17 protein-coding genes and 2 tRNA genes are annotated in these 16031 nt (G+C 56.3%); 12 read left to right on the top strand and 7 right to left on the bottom strand.

Annotated elements, in window-relative coordinates; translation table 11 throughout:
- Window positions 1–326: 326 nt before the first annotated feature.
- The 3 genes from BVL55_RS07290 (at window position 327) to BVL55_RS07275 (ending at window position 4194) form a co-directional block, all read left to right on the top strand.
- Window positions 327–638 carry a PilZ domain-containing protein gene (locus tag BVL55_RS07290; protein WP_075996334.1) on the top strand — a complete coding sequence of 104 codons (312 nt, stop codon included), beginning with the start codon at window positions 327–329 and terminating at the stop codon, window positions 636–638.
- A gap of 280 nt (window positions 639–918) precedes the next feature.
- The gene (locus BVL55_RS07280; protein ID WP_075996332.1) at window positions 919–1629 is read left to right on the top strand and encodes a BRO-N domain-containing protein; all 711 of its coding nucleotides are present in this window, start codon (window positions 919–921) and stop codon (window positions 1627–1629) included.
- Window positions 1630–2376: 747 nt separating this feature from the next.
- Window positions 2377–4194, top strand: a complete 1818-nt coding sequence (locus BVL55_RS07275; RefSeq protein WP_075996331.1) for a phage tail tape measure protein — start codon at window positions 2377–2379, stop codon at window positions 4192–4194.
- 14 nt (window positions 4195–4208) lie between these two features.
- On the opposite strand, the gene BVL55_RS07270 is transcribed toward BVL55_RS07275, so the two are convergent.
- Entirely contained in the window at window positions 4209–4385 is a 177-nt protein-coding gene (locus BVL55_RS07270) for a helix-turn-helix domain-containing protein (RefSeq protein ID WP_244530632.1), read from the bottom strand.
- Window positions 4386–4515: 130 nt separating this feature from the next.
- Here BVL55_RS07270 and BVL55_RS07265 point away from each other — a divergent pair, with 130 nt between their 5' ends.
- From BVL55_RS07265 to BVL55_RS07235, 7 genes are all read left to right on the top strand, one after another.
- Window positions 4516–4977 (top strand): hypothetical protein, encoded by a 462-nt coding sequence (locus BVL55_RS07265; protein WP_075996329.1) that lies wholly within the window; start codon window positions 4516–4518, stop codon window positions 4975–4977.
- Between the two features lie 89 nt (window positions 4978–5066).
- On the top strand, window positions 5067–5252 hold the full coding sequence (locus BVL55_RS07260; protein ID WP_156892462.1) for a hypothetical protein: 186 nt from the start codon (window positions 5067–5069) through the stop codon (window positions 5250–5252).
- Window positions 5253–5264: 12 nt separating this feature from the next.
- Window positions 5265–5522, top strand: coding sequence for a hypothetical protein (locus BVL55_RS07255; protein WP_075996327.1), 258 nt, complete (start codon window positions 5265–5267; stop codon window positions 5520–5522).
- Between the two features lie 145 nt (window positions 5523–5667).
- Entirely contained in the window at window positions 5668–6246 is a 579-nt protein-coding gene (locus tag BVL55_RS07250; RefSeq protein WP_075996326.1) for a hypothetical protein, read from the top strand.
- Window positions 6247–6300: 54 nt separating this feature from the next.
- The gene (locus BVL55_RS07245; protein ID WP_075996325.1) at window positions 6301–8184 is read left to right on the top strand and encodes a phage major capsid protein; all 1884 of its coding nucleotides are present in this window, start codon (window positions 6301–6303) and stop codon (window positions 8182–8184) included.
- Between the two features lie 174 nt (window positions 8185–8358).
- Entirely contained in the window at window positions 8359–8562 is a 204-nt protein-coding gene (locus BVL55_RS07240) for a hypothetical protein (RefSeq protein WP_075996324.1), read from the top strand.
- Entirely contained in the window at window positions 8559–9662 is a 1104-nt protein-coding gene (locus BVL55_RS07235) for a tyrosine-type recombinase/integrase (protein WP_075996323.1), read from the top strand. The genes BVL55_RS07240 and BVL55_RS07235 overlap by 4 nt, the downstream gene beginning before the upstream one ends.
- Before the next feature lie 22 nt (window positions 9663–9684).
- Here BVL55_RS07235 and BVL55_RS07230 read toward each other — a convergent pair.
- A tRNA-Arg gene (locus tag BVL55_RS07230) sits at window positions 9685–9761 on the bottom strand.
- 227 nt (window positions 9762–9988) lie between these two features.
- Between BVL55_RS07230 and BVL55_RS07225 the strand changes: the two genes are divergently transcribed.
- Both BVL55_RS07225 and BVL55_RS07220 read left to right on the top strand, forming a co-directional pair.
- A tRNA-Pro gene (locus BVL55_RS07225) sits at window positions 9989–10065 on the top strand.
- Between the two features lie 45 nt (window positions 10066–10110).
- Window positions 10111–10422: an ETC complex I subunit gene (locus tag BVL55_RS07220; protein ID WP_075996322.1), complete on the top strand. Its 312-nt coding sequence runs from the start codon at window positions 10111–10113 to the stop codon at window positions 10420–10422.
- Between the two features lie 2 nt (window positions 10423–10424).
- Here the strand turns inward: BVL55_RS07220 and BVL55_RS07215 are convergent, their stop codons facing one another.
- From BVL55_RS07215 to BVL55_RS07195, 5 genes are all read right to left on the bottom strand, one after another.
- The gene (locus BVL55_RS07215; RefSeq protein ID WP_083649641.1) at window positions 10425–10889 is read right to left on the bottom strand and encodes a DUF192 domain-containing protein; all 465 of its coding nucleotides are present in this window, start codon (window positions 10887–10889) and stop codon (window positions 10425–10427) included.
- A 113-nt stretch (window positions 10890–11002) separates the two neighbouring features.
- On the bottom strand, window positions 11003–11761 hold the full coding sequence (gene scpB, locus BVL55_RS07210; protein WP_075996320.1) for an SMC-Scp complex subunit ScpB: 759 nt from the start codon (window positions 11759–11761) through the stop codon (window positions 11003–11005).
- A gap of 10 nt (window positions 11762–11771) precedes the next feature.
- Window positions 11772–12569 carry a segregation and condensation protein A gene (locus BVL55_RS07205; protein ID WP_075996319.1) on the bottom strand — a complete coding sequence of 266 codons (798 nt, stop codon included), beginning with the start codon at window positions 12567–12569 and terminating at the stop codon, window positions 11772–11774.
- Between the two features lie 138 nt (window positions 12570–12707).
- Complete coding sequence (gene nagZ / locus BVL55_RS07200; RefSeq protein ID WP_075996318.1) at window positions 12708–13724, bottom strand: beta-N-acetylhexosaminidase; 1017 nt, start codon at window positions 13722–13724, stop codon at window positions 12708–12710.
- A 142-nt stretch (window positions 13725–13866) separates the two neighbouring features.
- Window positions 13867–15636, bottom strand: a complete 1770-nt coding sequence (locus tag BVL55_RS07195; protein WP_156892461.1) for an SPOR domain-containing protein — start codon at window positions 15634–15636, stop codon at window positions 13867–13869.
- Window positions 15637–16031 lie beyond the last annotated feature (395 nt).

Genomic DNA, 16031 nt, shown 5'->3' with positions numbered 1-16031 from the left:
AACAGACAGATGTTTTCGCAACCCGGACTCATTTGCCGCTGAGGGTTGACCGGATCTGCTGCAAGCTGAAAATTAATTGCAACAAACGCGAAGCTGCACCAAAGCCGCACAACCGTTACGCCTCCGCTAACCATGTAAAAATACCGGGCTTTAACAGGTGCGCGCTAAGGTCCGGGTGGCGGCGGCCATGGGCTGAGGCATGATACCGCCCCGCCAGCTCTTTGTAGCATGTTTGCGATTTCAGACCGGCATGGAACGGCCCGATGCCCTTTTTGGCAATTCTGGCCTGGGGTTGTTGCCTGTCTAAAACCGGGCGGCGAAACATAATGGCACCAGTGACCACTCCAAGAAGCCGGGGGCTTAGCGTCGATGAATATCTGAAATCGTTCGCAGAGCGCCGAAACAGCTCTCGAACGAGCGTATCGCGTGAAATCGTGATACAGATCGATCAGCAACCAATGCACACCGCCATTCTGGAAAACATCTCGCTGGGTGGCGCCAAATTCCGCATGATGTATCCGACACAGCTTCCAAAACAATTCGACATCATTGGAGCCGGCGACAACGAGCGGCCGGTTCCCTGTGAAGTTGTCTGGCAAAAACACGACCGCGTCGGGGTCAAATTCCTTACGGCCTAGGTTGAAGCCGGCGCGCATTCTTGCGGCGGCTTTGAACCATATCGGATTTTCAAACGCTGATTGGCGATCCCGGCAGAATTGCGGGATTTGTCATCATATCAAATATTTGCAGTTTCCCAACCGCGAATATCCTATCCCTGAAATCATTGCGGAATTTTTCCCGCTTCCCAACCGAAAATCAGCGTCCCTCCAGGGAGGAAAGGGCATCGCCGCCCTGTTTGTCCGCTTCAACTCTTAGGGGGTGCGGGGAGAACTCCTATCCCTCGATTAAAGGTGGCAAATGACACCTGTGATCCTGACGTTTGATTATCTCGGCGACGTGCTCCGCATAGCGCAAATCGGTGACGAATACTGGTTTGTCGGCAAGGATGTTTGTCGGTGCCTCGGCATTCGTGACGTTGATCGTGCGATGGAACGGCTAAGCCTGGATGAACGACGAGAGAACATTCCAACAAGCCAATTCCGGCCTTCGGAAAGCACATCGATCGGGATCAGCGAATTGGGTGTGTACCGTTTGATTTTCACTTGCCGGCAGCCGGATGCAGAGCGTTTCAAGCGATTTATTTTTGACAAGGTGATTGCGCCACTCCGCTCGACCGATGGCTACGCCCAGTGCGCACCCAACGAGGAAATGAGTTTCCGCGACAAGATTGCGGCTGTCAGAGAGGCTCGATTAGTGCGCGGCAGACGCGCAGCATTGGACACCTGGAAAGCACTCGGCCTACCCGCTGCCAAGGCCGGGCACGCAGGCACAAGGACCGGAACTGACTTTAGCAATATTTGCCAGTTCCTGAATGAGCGAACTGTGCCGGATAGCGCTGCCGATATCTGGGCGAGCGACCTTTACGCCGTCTATCAGCGGTGGGCGAAACAAAATGAACTGCCAATTGTAAGCCGTAACCCGTTCGGAAAGTATGTTGTCCAATCCGAGCAGGTTGTTGTACGCAAATCAGGCACCACTAAATATTGTGGCTTGCGGGTGCGGAAATGAACAGCCAGCCCCTTTCCCCGTCTAATTGGCAGCCCCTCTCCCCCAATCTTAGGACTCGAATGGATAGTCAAAACTGGCACGTCCAATTGGATAGGCATTCTTGGTCATCTTTTGGGGAAGCAAGGGAAGGAAGAGGCGAATGCAAAATTTTCCATCCCCAAGAAAAAGATAAGTAAATCAACAAGTTTGGACGCTGGGGAAGCAGGGGAAGCAAAATTACGCGTTACACGTATGAAAAACTAACAGCTTGAGTGAATAAGGCGTCTTCGCGCATGCATTACCCCCAGATTATCTTCCCTTGCTTCCCTTGCTTCCCCAAAAAAAAACGAAAACGAATAAAAACAATGATTTAAAAAATTTAACTGGGGAAGCAAGGATGAAGATTAGGGAAGCAAGAGGTGGTTTTAGGGAAGCAAGGTCGTCTTTAGGTTGAGGCAGTTGGATTTCAATAAACCGAAAATAGAGATGGTAGCTATGATCGTTGGACATCGGCCTGACACAAGCGATGTTGCAGGCCAATCCACCAGCATTCGGCGATGCAAGCCGGTCGAGACATCGAAGGTTTACCGGGGCCTGCCCCGCAGACATTGCCGGGTGAATGGGTCCTTCCTGGCCCTCCCTAAACACGGGGCGGGACGACCCCGAAATATCGCTAGTGATCCTGTTCCGAAACTGGGTTGACAAGGTTGACCAAAAACAGAGCCGGTTGACATCAACCGAAGATCAGCAACGAGAAAGGTTTGATAGATGGCAAATCGAGAAATTGAGGCACGGCTAAAGCTGTCGGCGAAGGACAACACCGCTGCGGCGTTTCGATCGGTCAGCAAGAATCTTGATAGCGTCAATCGGCAGGCTGCAGCCTATAACAAATCCCAGCGCGACACGGCCAGAAACTTCGTAGCTTTCGGCAGGGCAGCGGTTGCGACAACGGCTGCCATGACCGTAGCCAGCGTATCGGCCTACAAGAAATTCTCCGGCGATGAGAGAACCCTAACCCGCATCGGCAACAAGCTGGATGCTAATCGCGATCAAATGAGGGATCTGGGTGATCAGATTTTTGAGGTCGCTAGGCGTTGGAGCTTGTCGCAAGAAGAGGTGATCGGCACAGTAGATGCGATGGCCGAAAGCGGCATGGAACTTGATGAAATCCGTACTCGGATGGATGCCTTAGCGAAGTCGCAACAGGCGATTGGAGCAAGTGGCCAGCAAATCGCAAATACTTTCGATGCAGCCAGGAAATCGCTGGGGATCGCGGGTGGTGAAGCAGAGAGGTTTTTTGACATCATTGCGGCAGGTGGCGCCGCCGGCAAATTCGAAGCGTCAGACTTGGCCACTTATCTACCCAGCCTAGCTCCCATAGCTGGGAACTTGGGCTTTGAGGGGCTTGAAGGCACCGAGCGCATAGTTGCCCTATTGGAAACCATGCGCGATTTCACCGGCGGTTCGCAGCAGGCCGCAAATGGCTTCCGAGACTTCATGGAGAAGATCACTTCGCCTGCTGTGCAAAAATCGTTTTCGAAACTCGGAATAAACCTGGAGACGGAACTTACAAAAGCCCAAGAAGCAGGGGAGAGAATTGAGCTTACCATGCACCGGCTAATCAGGCGTGCGACCGGTGATGATGCGACCAAGCTATCCCAGTTGTTTGGCGAGGTTGATTCTAGGAACTTTGCCCGCGTTCTTCTTCAGCAAATGGATGAAATCGAAAAACGTGTCGATACGATCCGTTCGAAGTCAAAGGGTATGATCGATGCCAATGTGAAAGCCGTGCTGGAGGATAATCAGGCTGCATTGGACAGGATGATGGCTTCGATCAGCCAGCTATCCTCCAATGTCGGCGCATTCGTCGCGCCGGCAATTACCGGAGGTGTGGATGCCATAAACGAAAGCATCGACTATCACTCCGCGATCGCAAAAGCTCATAAGGAAATGGGGCTATCAAGTTGGGATCGACTGGCAAGCGGTCTTTACAGCAACGCTTACAAAGACCGCATGGCACGAATTGGAGGATATGCGCCTGATGAAGTCGCGAAGCTGGCGCGAGATCGAAACAGGCAGGCTTACGAGCTACTGGGTAGAAACCCCATTCGCCCTGGACAGAACAAGAGCGGTGAAGCGGCACTCCCCAGAACTCCGCAGGATGTAATCGACAACTACGAGTCCAACGAGCGCTATTTTCGGCGCCATCAGACGCAGCGAGATTTGGCAAGGGCTGAGGGAAGCGCCACCCCCCTGCCCTCACCGGGGTCTGGACGCTATGCCAGGCAGCATGCGAGGCGCTCGACCGATTTTGCACCGATCGACCTGGACGATGAATCAATCCAAATCGAAGTCGATGCAGAAACCAGCGCTGCCGATGCCGCCGTAGATGATTTCACGAGGCGAGCGGAAAAAACAGTGGTGGTGAAAGTCGATGCCGATACGAGTGCTGCTGAAGCAAAAATGCGGGCTTTGGAAAAGCGGCGCGCTGCGCTCAATCGGTCGCTTGGATTTGCCGGCCCCGGCAGTTCATCAACCGCCCGTAGTCTGGGAACCACCATGCCGGATGCTGGCAAGAAAAAATGAACCGTCGCTCGAAACTACCTTTTTTGAAACCTCAGCCGAGCCCCAGTTCCATCGCCGTTGATGATTTCAACGTTGTGGCGGGCCAATGCTTGAACGATCGCCGACGCTGTAGCGTCTCGAGGAACCGTCCCGCTTTCAATTTTTGCGATTGTCGAAAAACTCAATCCTGCTGCAGCAGCTAAGTCACGCATCGACCAATTCAAGAGTGCTCGGGCAGCTCTCAGCGCTTCTGGTGTTAGTTTAGCCATATTACACACTTGTGTATTTTCGGAAATCTGATTAAGTGCACAAGTGTGTAAATTCTAACTTAAGGAGCTGAAAATGCAAAACCTGAAACTGGTCGAATGCGAGGAAAACATCATGGCAGCAATCAATTCTTCCGCAGGTCCCAATCGCAGTGCCTCCGAGATACTGCATATGTTGGAAGACAAGAGAGCGAACGGACTGACTCTTTTCGAGGGCGCTGCACTCCGCTTCCTTAGGTTATCTGCCGCACTGGATGAAGCGCGCGCAAAACAAGATACCGTCGAAGATGGGGCCTCACCGAAAGGATTGGCGGCGGAACGCGAATATGAGACGCTCCTCGATCGCTATGGTCGACTCGAGGAGGTCATGTACAGCTGCGAAGTTTACGACTTTGCCGATCTTCTCCTCAAGCTTGAAGTCATTCGTTTGACCCCTTCGTATCACGATGATGCGTTCGAGTGGACGCATGAAGAGACTGCGGCTCTACAGATTTGCAGATCCCTGATGCCGCTCCTGAATACCAAGGCCCATCAATAAGCAGCATCAGAACTGCGCGCGGATACCTCAGGCCGCGTTGCTAGATGATCTCTGCGGGATCGTTTGGAAACATTCAGGAGGATGCGAGGGTGGCACGCCAGATCAAACGTGATTCAATTTTTTACCCGATGCACAGCCTTTCGCGCTGCGAGTCAGCCTGCTGCATTGGCGTGCCACCTTCCAAATTCGATCAGATGTCGCGGCAAAAAGTGATGCCCATCGCCAAGCATGCCGGGCGCGTGGCCTGGGATCGCACTTCCAAATCAAGCCAATGAAAGGAACCATAGATGTACAAATTGCTCGAAACCAACATCCAAATCCGCGAATGGCTGCATGCCTTCGACTTCACGATCAATTCTCCCGAATTCCATGAACGGTTTGAAACGCTCTATGCCCGATTGCAAAGCGGAGAAGATGGCACCCTGGGTCCAGAAGAGATTGCTGAGGCACTCGATATTCCGCCCGAAGCTGCCCAGGTGCTGATTTCCTTTTGGCAAGTGACAGCCAGCGTTTCCGATGGCCACTCGACCACCGGCATTCAGTGAAGCCGCAAGGGACGCAGCCCGTGTTTCGTTCGTTTTCAAAGCGCAGGGGTGTGGGGTAGACAATATCGTGACGGTGTCACGTATTTCTTGACATGATGAGAGTCACGTAGTAATCGTGACAGCGTCACAAATTGGGAAATTGATAATGACGAAGTCAATTTACATCTTTTCGACGCGAGCACTTATGTTGGCCGCTGCTGGTGCGGGAACGGATACTGGAAGAGCGTGGCGCAGCCGCGGTGTGCTCAATGGGTATGGTTTCGGTAAGGGGCATAAAAAGTATTCCTTGAAAGAATTGTGTTCGGCTGCGCTCGCATACCGACTTTACACCCTAACAAACGGTGCCGATCTTGGATGGTGGTTTCAAGAAATTCGTGTATCCCATTATTGGCAAAATATCATTGACCAAGAAATTCGAAACCGGCGTGATGAAAATCGCGAGGCGGCAATCTGGCGTGTGGTCTTTTACACCGATAGTCATGGGTTCGCGCAGTCTGTGGTGAAACCTGAAGAACACGCCACCCTTGAAAGTCTTTGGCTGCCTGTTTTGGACAATGTAACCGGTAAGACTTATCCGGTCGAAGCGGTAATTGAGATCAGTATCTCCAACATTATTGCACGTGTTTTTACGCTTGTTCGCAGCCAGTTGGGATCGGATGAGTTCCACGATGAAACGTCTCATTCTGAAGACGCAAGTGGTGACGTAACTGACGAAAAGAAATGAAGTTCACCAAAACGCTCCCTCACTAAAGGGCAGCGCAACGCAAGGATTGTTGAAATGAATATCCAAGCCCACAAAAATGAACTCTCACACCCAATACTGACGCGCTCACTTGATGGGCAGGTGGCGACGCGCTTGTTGAACCTTTCGCCATCTTCATTCAACCAGGACACGAACACAGTCAAAGCGGTGATTGCTACCGGCAAACCCGTCCGGCTTGGCCCGTCTTTGACCGAGACGCTTTCAATGGACAAGGCAAGCGTTGACCTCAGTCGCATCATTGGGGCTCCTCTGCTTGATACTCATCGGTCACGCGAGAGCATCAAAGCAATCATTGGAACAGTCGAGGACGTCTGGTTTGAGGATGATGGTCTGATCGCCAGACTTCGGTTTTCAAACAGCGCCGAGGGTCAGTCTGCAGCTGAGAAGGTGAAAGAAGGGGTTATCAAGAGCGTTTCAATCGGCTTGTTTCGGCTCGATGAAGAAGAAACTACCGGTAAGGACGGTATAACGCACGTCACAATTACACGCTGGCAACCGTTCGAGGTTTCTTTGGTTGCCGTCCCCGCCGATCCCAATGCGAGAATTCGCTCCCAGGAACATCCCAATCCGGCAGGAATGCCAAGCCCAGCGGCGATTGGCGTCAGCGGCGGCAGTGAGATAGCCTATTTCCGTAACCATGCGCTCGATGCCGGAATTTCAGAACGGCAAGTGGATGAAGCATTCGCGAGTGTTCGGAATAAGGATCAAGCCCGCATTGTGCTCTTCGATTTGCTTTCTGCTCACGCGGCGGCAATCCAGACGATACCAAACCGTTCCGGAGCACCAGCACAGCATCGCAGCCACGATATCGAAGCACAAATTATTGATGCCTTCGCCGTCCGTCTTGGAGCCCAAAGTTCTCTCGCCGGTAATCCGATGGCGGGAATGTCTACCGGTGAACTGGCTAGAACCATGCTGGAACTCAACGGACAATCCACGCGGGACATGCGGGATCGTGATGTGGTCGAACGTGCGCTAGACGATAGTTTTTGGAGCTCCTCCGAGCGCGGCCTTCACACTACGTCGGATTTTCCATCGCTGTTGCTGGAAGGGGGTAGCCGCGCACTGCTAGAGCGCTTCGGCGCTGAACTGACGCCGTTGAAGCGGCTCTCCCGCCAGCGAAACGCCAATGACTTCCGACCGCAAAAAATGATCCGGCGCGGGGAAGCGCCGCGCCTGGAGAAAGTTGCGGAAGACGGTGAAATCAAGCGCGGCACAATGGAGGTCGAAGACAACGCGTTTCAACTCAGCGAATATGCCAGGATTTTTGGCCTTAGCCGAAAGGCGATCATCAACGATGATCTGGACGCTTTCGGCGACTTCATTCAATCGTTCGCGGAATCTGCGGCCACGACGGAAGGCGACGAGTTCTTCGAACTTCTTTCGCAAAATTCCTTCAACGGCAAAAAACTGACCGATGGGAAAACACTATTCCATGCAGACAGAGGGAACCTAGCCGATACGGCGGCAACACTTTCGGTTGATAGCCTTTCGGAGGCTCGAACGGCGATGCAGCTCCTTAAGAACGTCAACGGCACCGGTCGCGCTGGTACGGTTCCCGCCGTAATCGTAACCGGGCCGAGGATGCAAACTGCCGCTGAGCAACTTATTGCATCGCTGTCGGCAGCCCAAGTATCGGAGGTCAACCCGTTTTCCGGCAAGCTCCGTGTTGAGGTCGAGACCCGATACGAAGGCTATGGTTGGTGGATCTTCGCTGATCCGGAAACCAGGCCAGCGTTCGTTCACGGTTACCTGGATGGCAATGACGGGCCACAGATCGAGAGCCGCGACGGCTGGGGAGTTCGGGGACGCGAATTTCGCGCTTGCCTGGACTTCGGTTGCGGTGTCGGGGACTGGCGGGCGGTTTACTTCAACGCCGGCATTGATCCAAACGCGTAAATATCGAGGTACGGGGTTCTCCGATGATGGGCAAGTGATTGACCCTCAAGCATTGCATCCGCCCCGTATAGGTGAATTGAAACACCACCTTCATGTATGGTGCAATGCATATCACCCCCCCATCCGGTCGAATTTGGCGATCGCACCGGATGGGGGATTTAAAAAGAAAGAATCATGTCGAAGGTGAGCTACAAACAGGCAGACTTGGAAAGAGGTATTCGCGCTGCCAAAGCGCAATCGCTTCCGATATCCTGCATCCAGATCACATCCGACGGCACCACGCAGATCATTATCGGCGACCCTCTCCCCGCCAGAAACCTGGCACAGGTCAGGGATGGCGAAATAAATGAATGGGATGCAGAGTTGGGGGCGGAATGAGGCGCCGCACTCTCCCCAAACATGTAACCTGGGCCAAAGACCGGCATGGAAAGAAGCGCCTTCGTTTCCGCCGCAAGATAGGCGGCGTCTGGCAATCCCGATACCTGCCAGGGCCAGTATACTCCGACGATTTCAACAAGGCTTATCAGGATGCATTGGGAGATCTGGAAGTTGCGGCGATCGAGCCTGGCGCCAGCAAGACAAAATCAGGAACACTTAACGCCGCGATCGTCGCCTACCTTTCTTCCGCTGCTTATCAAAACATCCGCGACAGCAGCAAAGGGGCCAAGCGCCCGATCATTGAGAAGATTCGAACCGCGCATGGCGACAAAAGAATCGTACTGCTAGAGCCACGGCATGTTCAAAAACTGATCGATGGCATGGCTGACCGGCCTCACGCGGCAAATCGCTGGCTATCTATTCTAAGGCAGATTTTGGATCACGCTGTGCTGATCGGGATGATCCGCAGAAACCCTGCTCACGGGATTAAGGGCTATTCCAAGAAATCCGCAGGCTGGCGGGCCTGGACGGAAGCCGACATTCAGCAGTTTACTGCTTCGCATCCAATCGGAACTGCCGAGAGGCTGGCCTTCGATCTTCTTCGATACACGGGCCAGCGGCGATCGGACGTTGTGAAAATGGGCTGGCAGCACGTCGAGAACGGACGCCTAAAATTCAACCAAAGCAAGACAGGCGCGCCGGTGGATATTCGCGTTCCGCCTGAATTGTGGGCTTCCATCAACTCCGTTCCTAAGCGCAACCTGGCCTTCCTTCTGACCAGCCGTGGCATGCCGTTCACAGCGGCCGGCTTCGGAAATTTTTTCAGGGCAGCGTGTGACAATGCAGGTTTGAAGAATTGTAGTGCACATGGGCTTCGAAAGAGGATGGCAAAAAGGCTCGCGGAAAGCGGCGCCACTGCTAATCAGATAAAGGCTGTCACCGGCCACACGAGCCTTTCAGAAGTCGCCAGATACACCGCCGCTGCTGAAAGTGCGCTTCTCGCCGACCAGGCATTCGATCTTCTTTCCGATACAAAAACAGAACAGAAAGTTTCCCAACCTAAGGCGGTGGTTGGGAAAAAATCGGGAAAATGCAAATGAAAACAGAAGCCTATAAAAAGGATGGCGATCCCGGCAGGATTCGAACCTGCGACCGTCCGCTTAGAAGGCGGATGCTCTATCCAGCTGAGCTACGGGACCGGATTCGCCGCAAATCTAGTGTGTGTGGCACGCAAATGGAAGCAGTTCTCCACCGCGAATGCACGGACGACGGCGCTGTTGACGCATGGCGGCGCGGGATTTGCAAGCCTTGCCGGGGGCGTGTTCAGATTTCTGCAATTCCCACGCTGCGCAACCGCATCTGCGCCCTTGCGGTTGGCCGGTGCTTCGGCTAAGGAACCCTTCGCAATTCCCTGCGAAAACAACTTCGGAGCGTAGCGCAGCCTGGTAGCGCATCTGGTTTGGGACCAGAGGGTCGGGAGTTCGAATCTCTCCGCTCCGACCAGTTTTCCACCACGGGATTGAGCCCAACCTGCGGGGAGAAGCTGCGATGACTGCCAGAATATTCAGTCCGTCCAAAACGGCCATGCAGTCGGGCCGCGCGAAAACCGGCAGCTGGGTGCTTGAATTCGAGCGCGAGACGGCACGCCGCATCGAGCCGCTTATGGGCTATACTTCGTCATCGGACATGAAGTCCCAGATCCGGCTGGAATTCGACAGTCAGGAAGAAGCGGTGGCCTATGCCGAACGCGAGGGTCTCGACTATCGCGTGGAACCTGCCCCCCCTGCCCGCAAGGCCCGCAGGGTCATGTCCTATGCCGACAATTTTGCCTATTCGCGCAAAACACCCTGGACGCACTAAAACTACTGTTCGAACGAAGCATGCTCCACCCTGTCGCCGGGCTGCAGGCCGATGAGGCGGACAATTCCGGCATTGAGTTCCAGAACATGGGAAATCGGCCCGCCTGAATCGATGATTGCATCGGAAAACGGCGTGGTGCGCTCGGCAATGCTTGTAACGGTACCGGTTTCATCAAGAAACACCATGTCGAGGGAGAGCGGCGTGTTGCGCATCCACATGTGAACCGGCCGCACCTCTCCGAAGTCGAACAACATGCCATGCTTGGGCGGCATGGATTTGCGAAACATCAGTCCGCGCGAGCGCTCCTGCGGATCATCGGCAATCTCGGCGGTGAAGCGGAACCGGCCCGACTTTGTGACAATCCAGATTTCCTCAGCCTGACGGCCTTCGACCTCCAGTGAGGACGGCGGCGGGGCGGGGATTGCCTCCTGCTGTGCGCCGGCGGGCGATCCGGCAACGAGAAGCATTGCTGCAACCACGCTCAGGAAAAAAATTGTAACGAGATTTCGCATCGGCGGGATTACCCGTGGACAAACCGGTCAAGGGTATTTGCCGCATGCAAATGCGGCCTTTGCGTGGCCTATTCCCCGTCCTCATCACCGCCCGTGGGCGGCAGCAAGCCAAGCTCTTCCAGATCGTCCGGCGTAAAGGGGTCTTCGTCCTCGGCCAGGTCGTCAACGCCATCCGGCACGGGAATCTGAAAATTGGCCGGCAGCCTGCCCTGCAGAAGGCCGGCACCCTTTAGTTCATCCAGCCCCGGCAGATCACGCAATTCGGCAAGTCCGAAATGATCCAGAAATGCATCGGTGGTGCCATAGGTCACCGGCCGGCCCGGCGTCTTGCGCCGTCCGCGCATCTTCACCCAGCCGGTTTCCAGCAATACGTCCAGTGTCCCCTTGGACGTTGCAACGCCACGCACCTCTTCCACCTCGGCGCGGGTAACCGGCTGATGATAGGCGACGGTTGCCAGCACTTCCAGTGCCGCACGGCTGAGCTTTCGCGTCTCAACGGCTTCGTTCTGCAGCAAAAACCCCAGATCGTCGGCCGTCCTGAAAGCCCAGTTACCGCCGATGCGCACCACATTGACACCGCGCCCGGCATAGGCCTGCTGCAGTTCAGCCATCAAGGCATCGAAATCGATGCCGTCGGGCATGCGTTCGCGCAGCGCCTTTTCAGAAACCGGTTCAGAGGAAGCAAACAGAATTGCCTCGATCATTCGAAGCTGCTCGCGCAGGTCGCGAGCATCCATCGCCTCGCCGGCCACCTTTCCCGGAGGGGCAAAGGGCAGGATGGTTGCCTGTTCCTGTTCTTCTTCGGCAGCGGAGCCGCGTTCGCCCATTTCCTTGTCCTCAGTTGACCTGTTGTTTCAGATAGATCGGCTCATAAGCCCCTTCCTGACGCACGTCCAGCCTGCCCTCGCGGACCATCTCCAGCGAGGCGGCAAAGGAGGAAGCAAGCACGCTGGCCCGCATTTTCGGATCGGGAATGTAATCAAGCAGAAAGCTGTCGAGCGGCGTCCAGTCCTTCAGACCGCCAATCATGCGTTCGAGGATTTCACGCGCCTCGCTGAGCGACCAGACCTGGCGCTGGGAAATCGTCACCGTCGAAATGGCGTTGCGCTGGCGCTGGGCGGCATAGGCCGTCAGCAGGTCATAGAGCGAAGCCTCATATTGCTGGGTCTTTTCGGTGACGATGGGCTCGGGCATGCCGCGGGGGAAAAAATCCCGCCCCAGCCGGTTGCGATTGATCAGGCGGGAGGCGGCCTCGCGCATCGCTTCCAGGCGCTGCAGGCGGAAAGCAAGCTGGGCGGCAAGTTCTTCACCGGAAGGACCTTCCTCGTCATCCTCATGGTCAGGAAGCAACAGACGCGATTTCAGATAGGCAAGCCATGCCGCCATCACCAGATAGTCCGCTGCCAGTTCAATGCGCAGCTTTCTGACCTCGGCGATGAATTCAAGATATTGTTCGGCCAGGGCCAGGATCGATATCCTTGAAAGATCGACTTTCTGGCGGCGGGCAAGCTCCAGCAGCAGGTCGAGCGGGCCTTCAAAACCGTCCACATCAACCACCAGAAGCGGGTCGGACACAGCGCGGTCCTCATCGCGCCTCGCCCAGAAATCCGGCTCATTGAATGGATTGTCGCTCATTATGCCCGTCTTGCCCTGGATAGTACGTTGTTTCCTGCAGCGTTTTGCGCGCCATACCACTGTGCGTCACGCCGCTGTCTTGCTGTCAATTTGTCCAGGTCTTTGTACTGACAGCCGTTAGCGCATGATCCTAGCCGATCAGACGGCAGGTTCCAACAAGTCGCGGTAGCGTGCCCTTGCGGCATCCACATCAATTTCACCGGACTCAACCAGCAGGGCCTCTGCATTTTCGGCCCGCTCAAGCGCCCTGCCCTCCAGCACCGGGCAGACCGAGGCGACTTCCGTCATTTCCCGCATGTCGCCATTGCAATGCAGGACCATGTCGCAGCCCGCGCCAATGCTGGCTTCTGTGCGATCGGCCAGTGTGCCTTCCAGCGCCTGCATTGAAAGATCATCGCTCATCAGCAGGCCGTCAAACCCGATTTCGCCCCGGATAATGGCGGTAATGATGCTTTGCGACACCGTTGCCGGATGTTCGCGGTCGAGGGCATGAAACCGCACATGGGCGGTCATGGCGAGCGGCATGTCCGCCAGCGCCTTGAACGGTGCGAAGTCAGTGGCCGAAAGCGCGTCATGACCGGCATGGACTTCCGGAAGTTCCAGGTGACTGTCAGTGCTGGCGCGGCCATGGCCGGGAATGTGCTTTACCACCGGCAAGACGCCACCTGCCAGCAGCCCCTCGCAAGCCATGCGGCCCATCGCCGCCACTTCCTGCGGATTGCTGGAATAGGCCCGGTCGCCGATGATGTCATGGCTGCCCTCAACCGGCACATCGAGCACCGGCAGGCAATCGACATTGATACCCAGATTGAGGAGATCGAATGCAATCAGGCGCGAATGCAGGCGAATTGCTTCCTCACCGGCTGCTGGATCGTGGCGCCACAAATCCCCCAATTGCCGGGCCGTCGCATAAGCTTCCCAATGAGGCGGGCAAAGGCGCTGAACGCGGCCGCCCTCCTGATCGATCAGTACCGGCGCATTGCCCCTTCCGACGCTTTCTCGGAATTCATCGACAAGGCGGTGGACCTGCCTTGGTTCCTCGATGTTGCGCGCAAACAGAATCAGTCCCCAGGGATGCTCGTGATCGATGAAGCTGCGCTCTTCGTCACTAAGCGATGTTCCCGCTACACCGGTAATGAATGCCTTGATTCCCATCGCGGGGAACTTAGAGCGTGTCTTGAGCAAAGAAAAGCGGTTTTGATGCCGGTCAATGGCATTGGAGCCCGCCGCCAAAATGACAAGGCGAAAGCGTGCGGCAACCGATATCAGGCAGCTACAAGCGTCAAACCTTGCCGGGTCAGCGGGTTACGAAACAGCTGCCGCCTGCCGATTTGAGCCTGCCGCAGATATCGGTGGCGTCCTTGCGCGAACTGGCCAGGACTTTGACCCTGTAGAAGGTCCCCTTGCCCTCGATGTCCGCGCGCTCGATCGCTGCCGTCCGGTCACCCAGAATGGAGGAAAAGCGGCGCTTTATGTTGTCGAAGGAGGATTCTGCTGCACGGCGCGAACGCTGTGAGGAAACCTGTATTTTCCATTCACTGCTGGTAACCGCCGGACGGGCGGCAGCAGGTTGTGGGCTGGCCGGCGCAGAGGCGATCTGCGTCGGCGCGCCAGGATCGCTCTGTGAATCGCTCTGGGCTGCAGGCTGCGGGGTTTGTGCTGCAGGTTGGGGTGTCTCGGGTTTTGGCGCGGGTGCCGCAGCCTGCTGCACAGGAGCGGGAAGCGGGCTTGGTGTGGGGATGGCAAATCCGCCTGTCGATTGTGCACCATCAAGTGCGATGACAGCCGGCTCAGCCGTTTCCTGCGCCCCCGATCCAGCACCCTCTTGTGCAGCGCCAGGCTGTGCCAAAGCCAGGGTTTGTGCAGTTTGCGAGGAAGGTGCGCTGCCAGCCGTGGCGTTTACAGTTGCCGGCTCGCCATTCGAAACGATGGTTCCGTCCGGCTTTACGACAAGGGTGCGCACTTTTTTCGGCGGAAGGCCGAGCGGCGCCGGGGAAGCATCGCCGGCAGAATCCGGTGACAGCCTGCTTGCGGTTTTTCCGGCCACATCGACCGGCTGCTCACGGCTGGTGATCAGTTCTTCCTGGGTGTTGTTTTCCGTGCCCTGGCCACCGGCAACGCGCTCATAAACCTGGTTTTCCTGATTGGCGATAACCCTGCCGCCCGGATCTTCCGGCTTGACCTTGGCAGGCTCGCTGTCGGCCCGGATCACCGGCGGTTCGCCGTCAGCGCCTGGTCCTGTATCGGTGAACGTGCCCCATGCAACAACGCCGGTGCCGACCAGCAGGGCGACAATCAACGCGCCAACGGCCAGGCGAAAACCGCGATTGGGACCTGAGGTCCGGCTTGCAGCTTGTTCCGCATCGGCGGCCGGCGCGGTTTCAGCCCGTGTATCAAATCCGCCTTCGTTCAGCGTGGCATCATGGTGCACCCCGCCATCATCAATGCCGGAATCGTCAATACCGGGCACGATGGAGGGCGCCTCGCCGGCAGCATCAATCGCAAGTTCCTGGGCAAAGGCATCGGCGAAGTGGTTTTCAATCGGGTCGGCAGGTTCGCCCTGATCCTTGGCGGCACCATCGCCGGAAGTAGCCTCGCCGGTGTCTTCGAGGCCGAGTTCGGCGGCAAACACTTCTGCGAAACCGGATTCCAGATCGGCTTCCGCGTCCCCCATTCCGTCTGGTTGAGCGGTTTGCTGATCGATCAGCGAGTTGCCGGGCGAAATACCATCCAGTTCATCCGGCGCCGTGCTCTGCCGGGGCGTGGATTGTTCCACGGCGGCACTTGCACCATCAGCAAAATCCGCAGGTTCGCCCGTCAGCGATTTCGCAACGGCTTCCAGCCGGGCAAGGGCAGCATCGGCGTCACCAGCCGGTTCGGCGGGCGGCGGCGTGGCGGGCGCCTCAGGTTGAGCATCCTGCGGCACCGTGGGCGTTGCACGGCTCATCATGGCAGCAGGTTCAGCCTGTGCGCCCTGTTGCAGCGCAACGGCAGGCCCCGGGGCCGGATTGGGTGCTGTGCCGGCAATTGGATCGGGGCTGGCCCCCTGCCCCATCTCGTTGAGCAACTGGTCTTCCAGGCTTGGTTCCGCTTCGCGGGCAGGCTTGGTTCCGCCTCGCGGGGTAGGCTTGGTTCCGCCTCACGGGACATGGCAGGCTCTGGGCTGCCGGCTGCAGGCGGCGGGTCAAGTTCCTCTGCCAGGGCGGAAGCAAAATCGGAAGTGGAGATTTGCGGTTCGGAGGCGGCATTTTGTGACCTTGCGGCCGGCTGGCCCACATTGGGATTGGACGAATTTGCCGGAACGTCTCCCGAAACGATGCGGGCAAGTTCTGCCAGCGGATCGTCTTCTTCCGGCTGAGTGTCGTAATCCCCCGGTAAACGGTGTTCTGATCGGTCATCTACGCTACTACCCGTTTTCTGCCTTCGCGAGCCGGACAAACTGGCTGACAAAAAAGGCGCCCC

The sequence above is a fragment of the Salaquimonas pukyongi genome, assembly GCF_001953055.1.
In the GTDB taxonomy this organism is placed as follows: Bacteria; Pseudomonadota; Alphaproteobacteria; order Rhizobiales; family Rhizobiaceae; genus Salaquimonas; species Salaquimonas pukyongi.
Note: the sequence above shows the minus strand (reverse complement) of the source record. Positions and strands in the feature narration are given on the sequence as shown.

Coding starts and splice junctions, on each gene's coding strand:
- BVL55_RS07290 (WP_075996334.1), top strand. CDS start 327: ATGGCACCAGTGACCACTCCAAGAAGCCGGGGGCTTAGCGTCGATGAA.
- BVL55_RS07280 (WP_075996332.1), top strand. CDS start 919: ATGACACCTGTGATCCTGACGTTTGATTATCTCGGCGACGTGCTCCGC.
- BVL55_RS07275 (WP_075996331.1), top strand. CDS start 2,377: ATGGCAAATCGAGAAATTGAGGCACGGCTAAAGCTGTCGGCGAAGGAC.
- BVL55_RS07270 (WP_244530632.1), bottom strand. CDS start 4,385: ATGCGTGACTTAGCTGCTGCAGCAGGATTGAGTTTTTCGACAATCGCA.
- BVL55_RS07265 (WP_075996329.1), top strand. CDS start 4,516: ATGCAAAACCTGAAACTGGTCGAATGCGAGGAAAACATCATGGCAGCA.
- BVL55_RS07255 (WP_075996327.1), top strand. CDS start 5,265: ATGTACAAATTGCTCGAAACCAACATCCAAATCCGCGAATGGCTGCAT.
- BVL55_RS07250 (WP_075996326.1), top strand. CDS start 5,668: ATGACGAAGTCAATTTACATCTTTTCGACGCGAGCACTTATGTTGGCC.
- BVL55_RS07245 (WP_075996325.1), top strand. CDS start 6,301: ATGAATATCCAAGCCCACAAAAATGAACTCTCACACCCAATACTGACG.
- BVL55_RS07240 (WP_075996324.1), top strand. CDS start 8,359: ATGTCGAAGGTGAGCTACAAACAGGCAGACTTGGAAAGAGGTATTCGC.
- BVL55_RS07235 (WP_075996323.1), top strand. CDS start 8,559: ATGAGGCGCCGCACTCTCCCCAAACATGTAACCTGGGCCAAAGACCGG.
- BVL55_RS07220 (WP_075996322.1), top strand. CDS start 10,111: ATGACTGCCAGAATATTCAGTCCGTCCAAAACGGCCATGCAGTCGGGC.
- BVL55_RS07215 (WP_083649641.1), bottom strand. CDS start 10,889: ATGCTTCTCGTTGCCGGATCGCCCGCCGGCGCACAGCAGGAGGCAATC.
- scpB (WP_075996320.1), bottom strand. CDS start 11,761: ATGGGCGAACGCGGCTCCGCTGCCGAAGAAGAACAGGAACAGGCAACC.
- BVL55_RS07205 (WP_075996319.1), bottom strand. CDS start 12,569: ATGAGCGACAATCCATTCAATGAGCCGGATTTCTGGGCGAGGCGCGAT.
- nagZ (WP_075996318.1), bottom strand. CDS start 13,724: ATGGGAATCAAGGCATTCATTACCGGTGTAGCGGGAACATCGCTTAGT.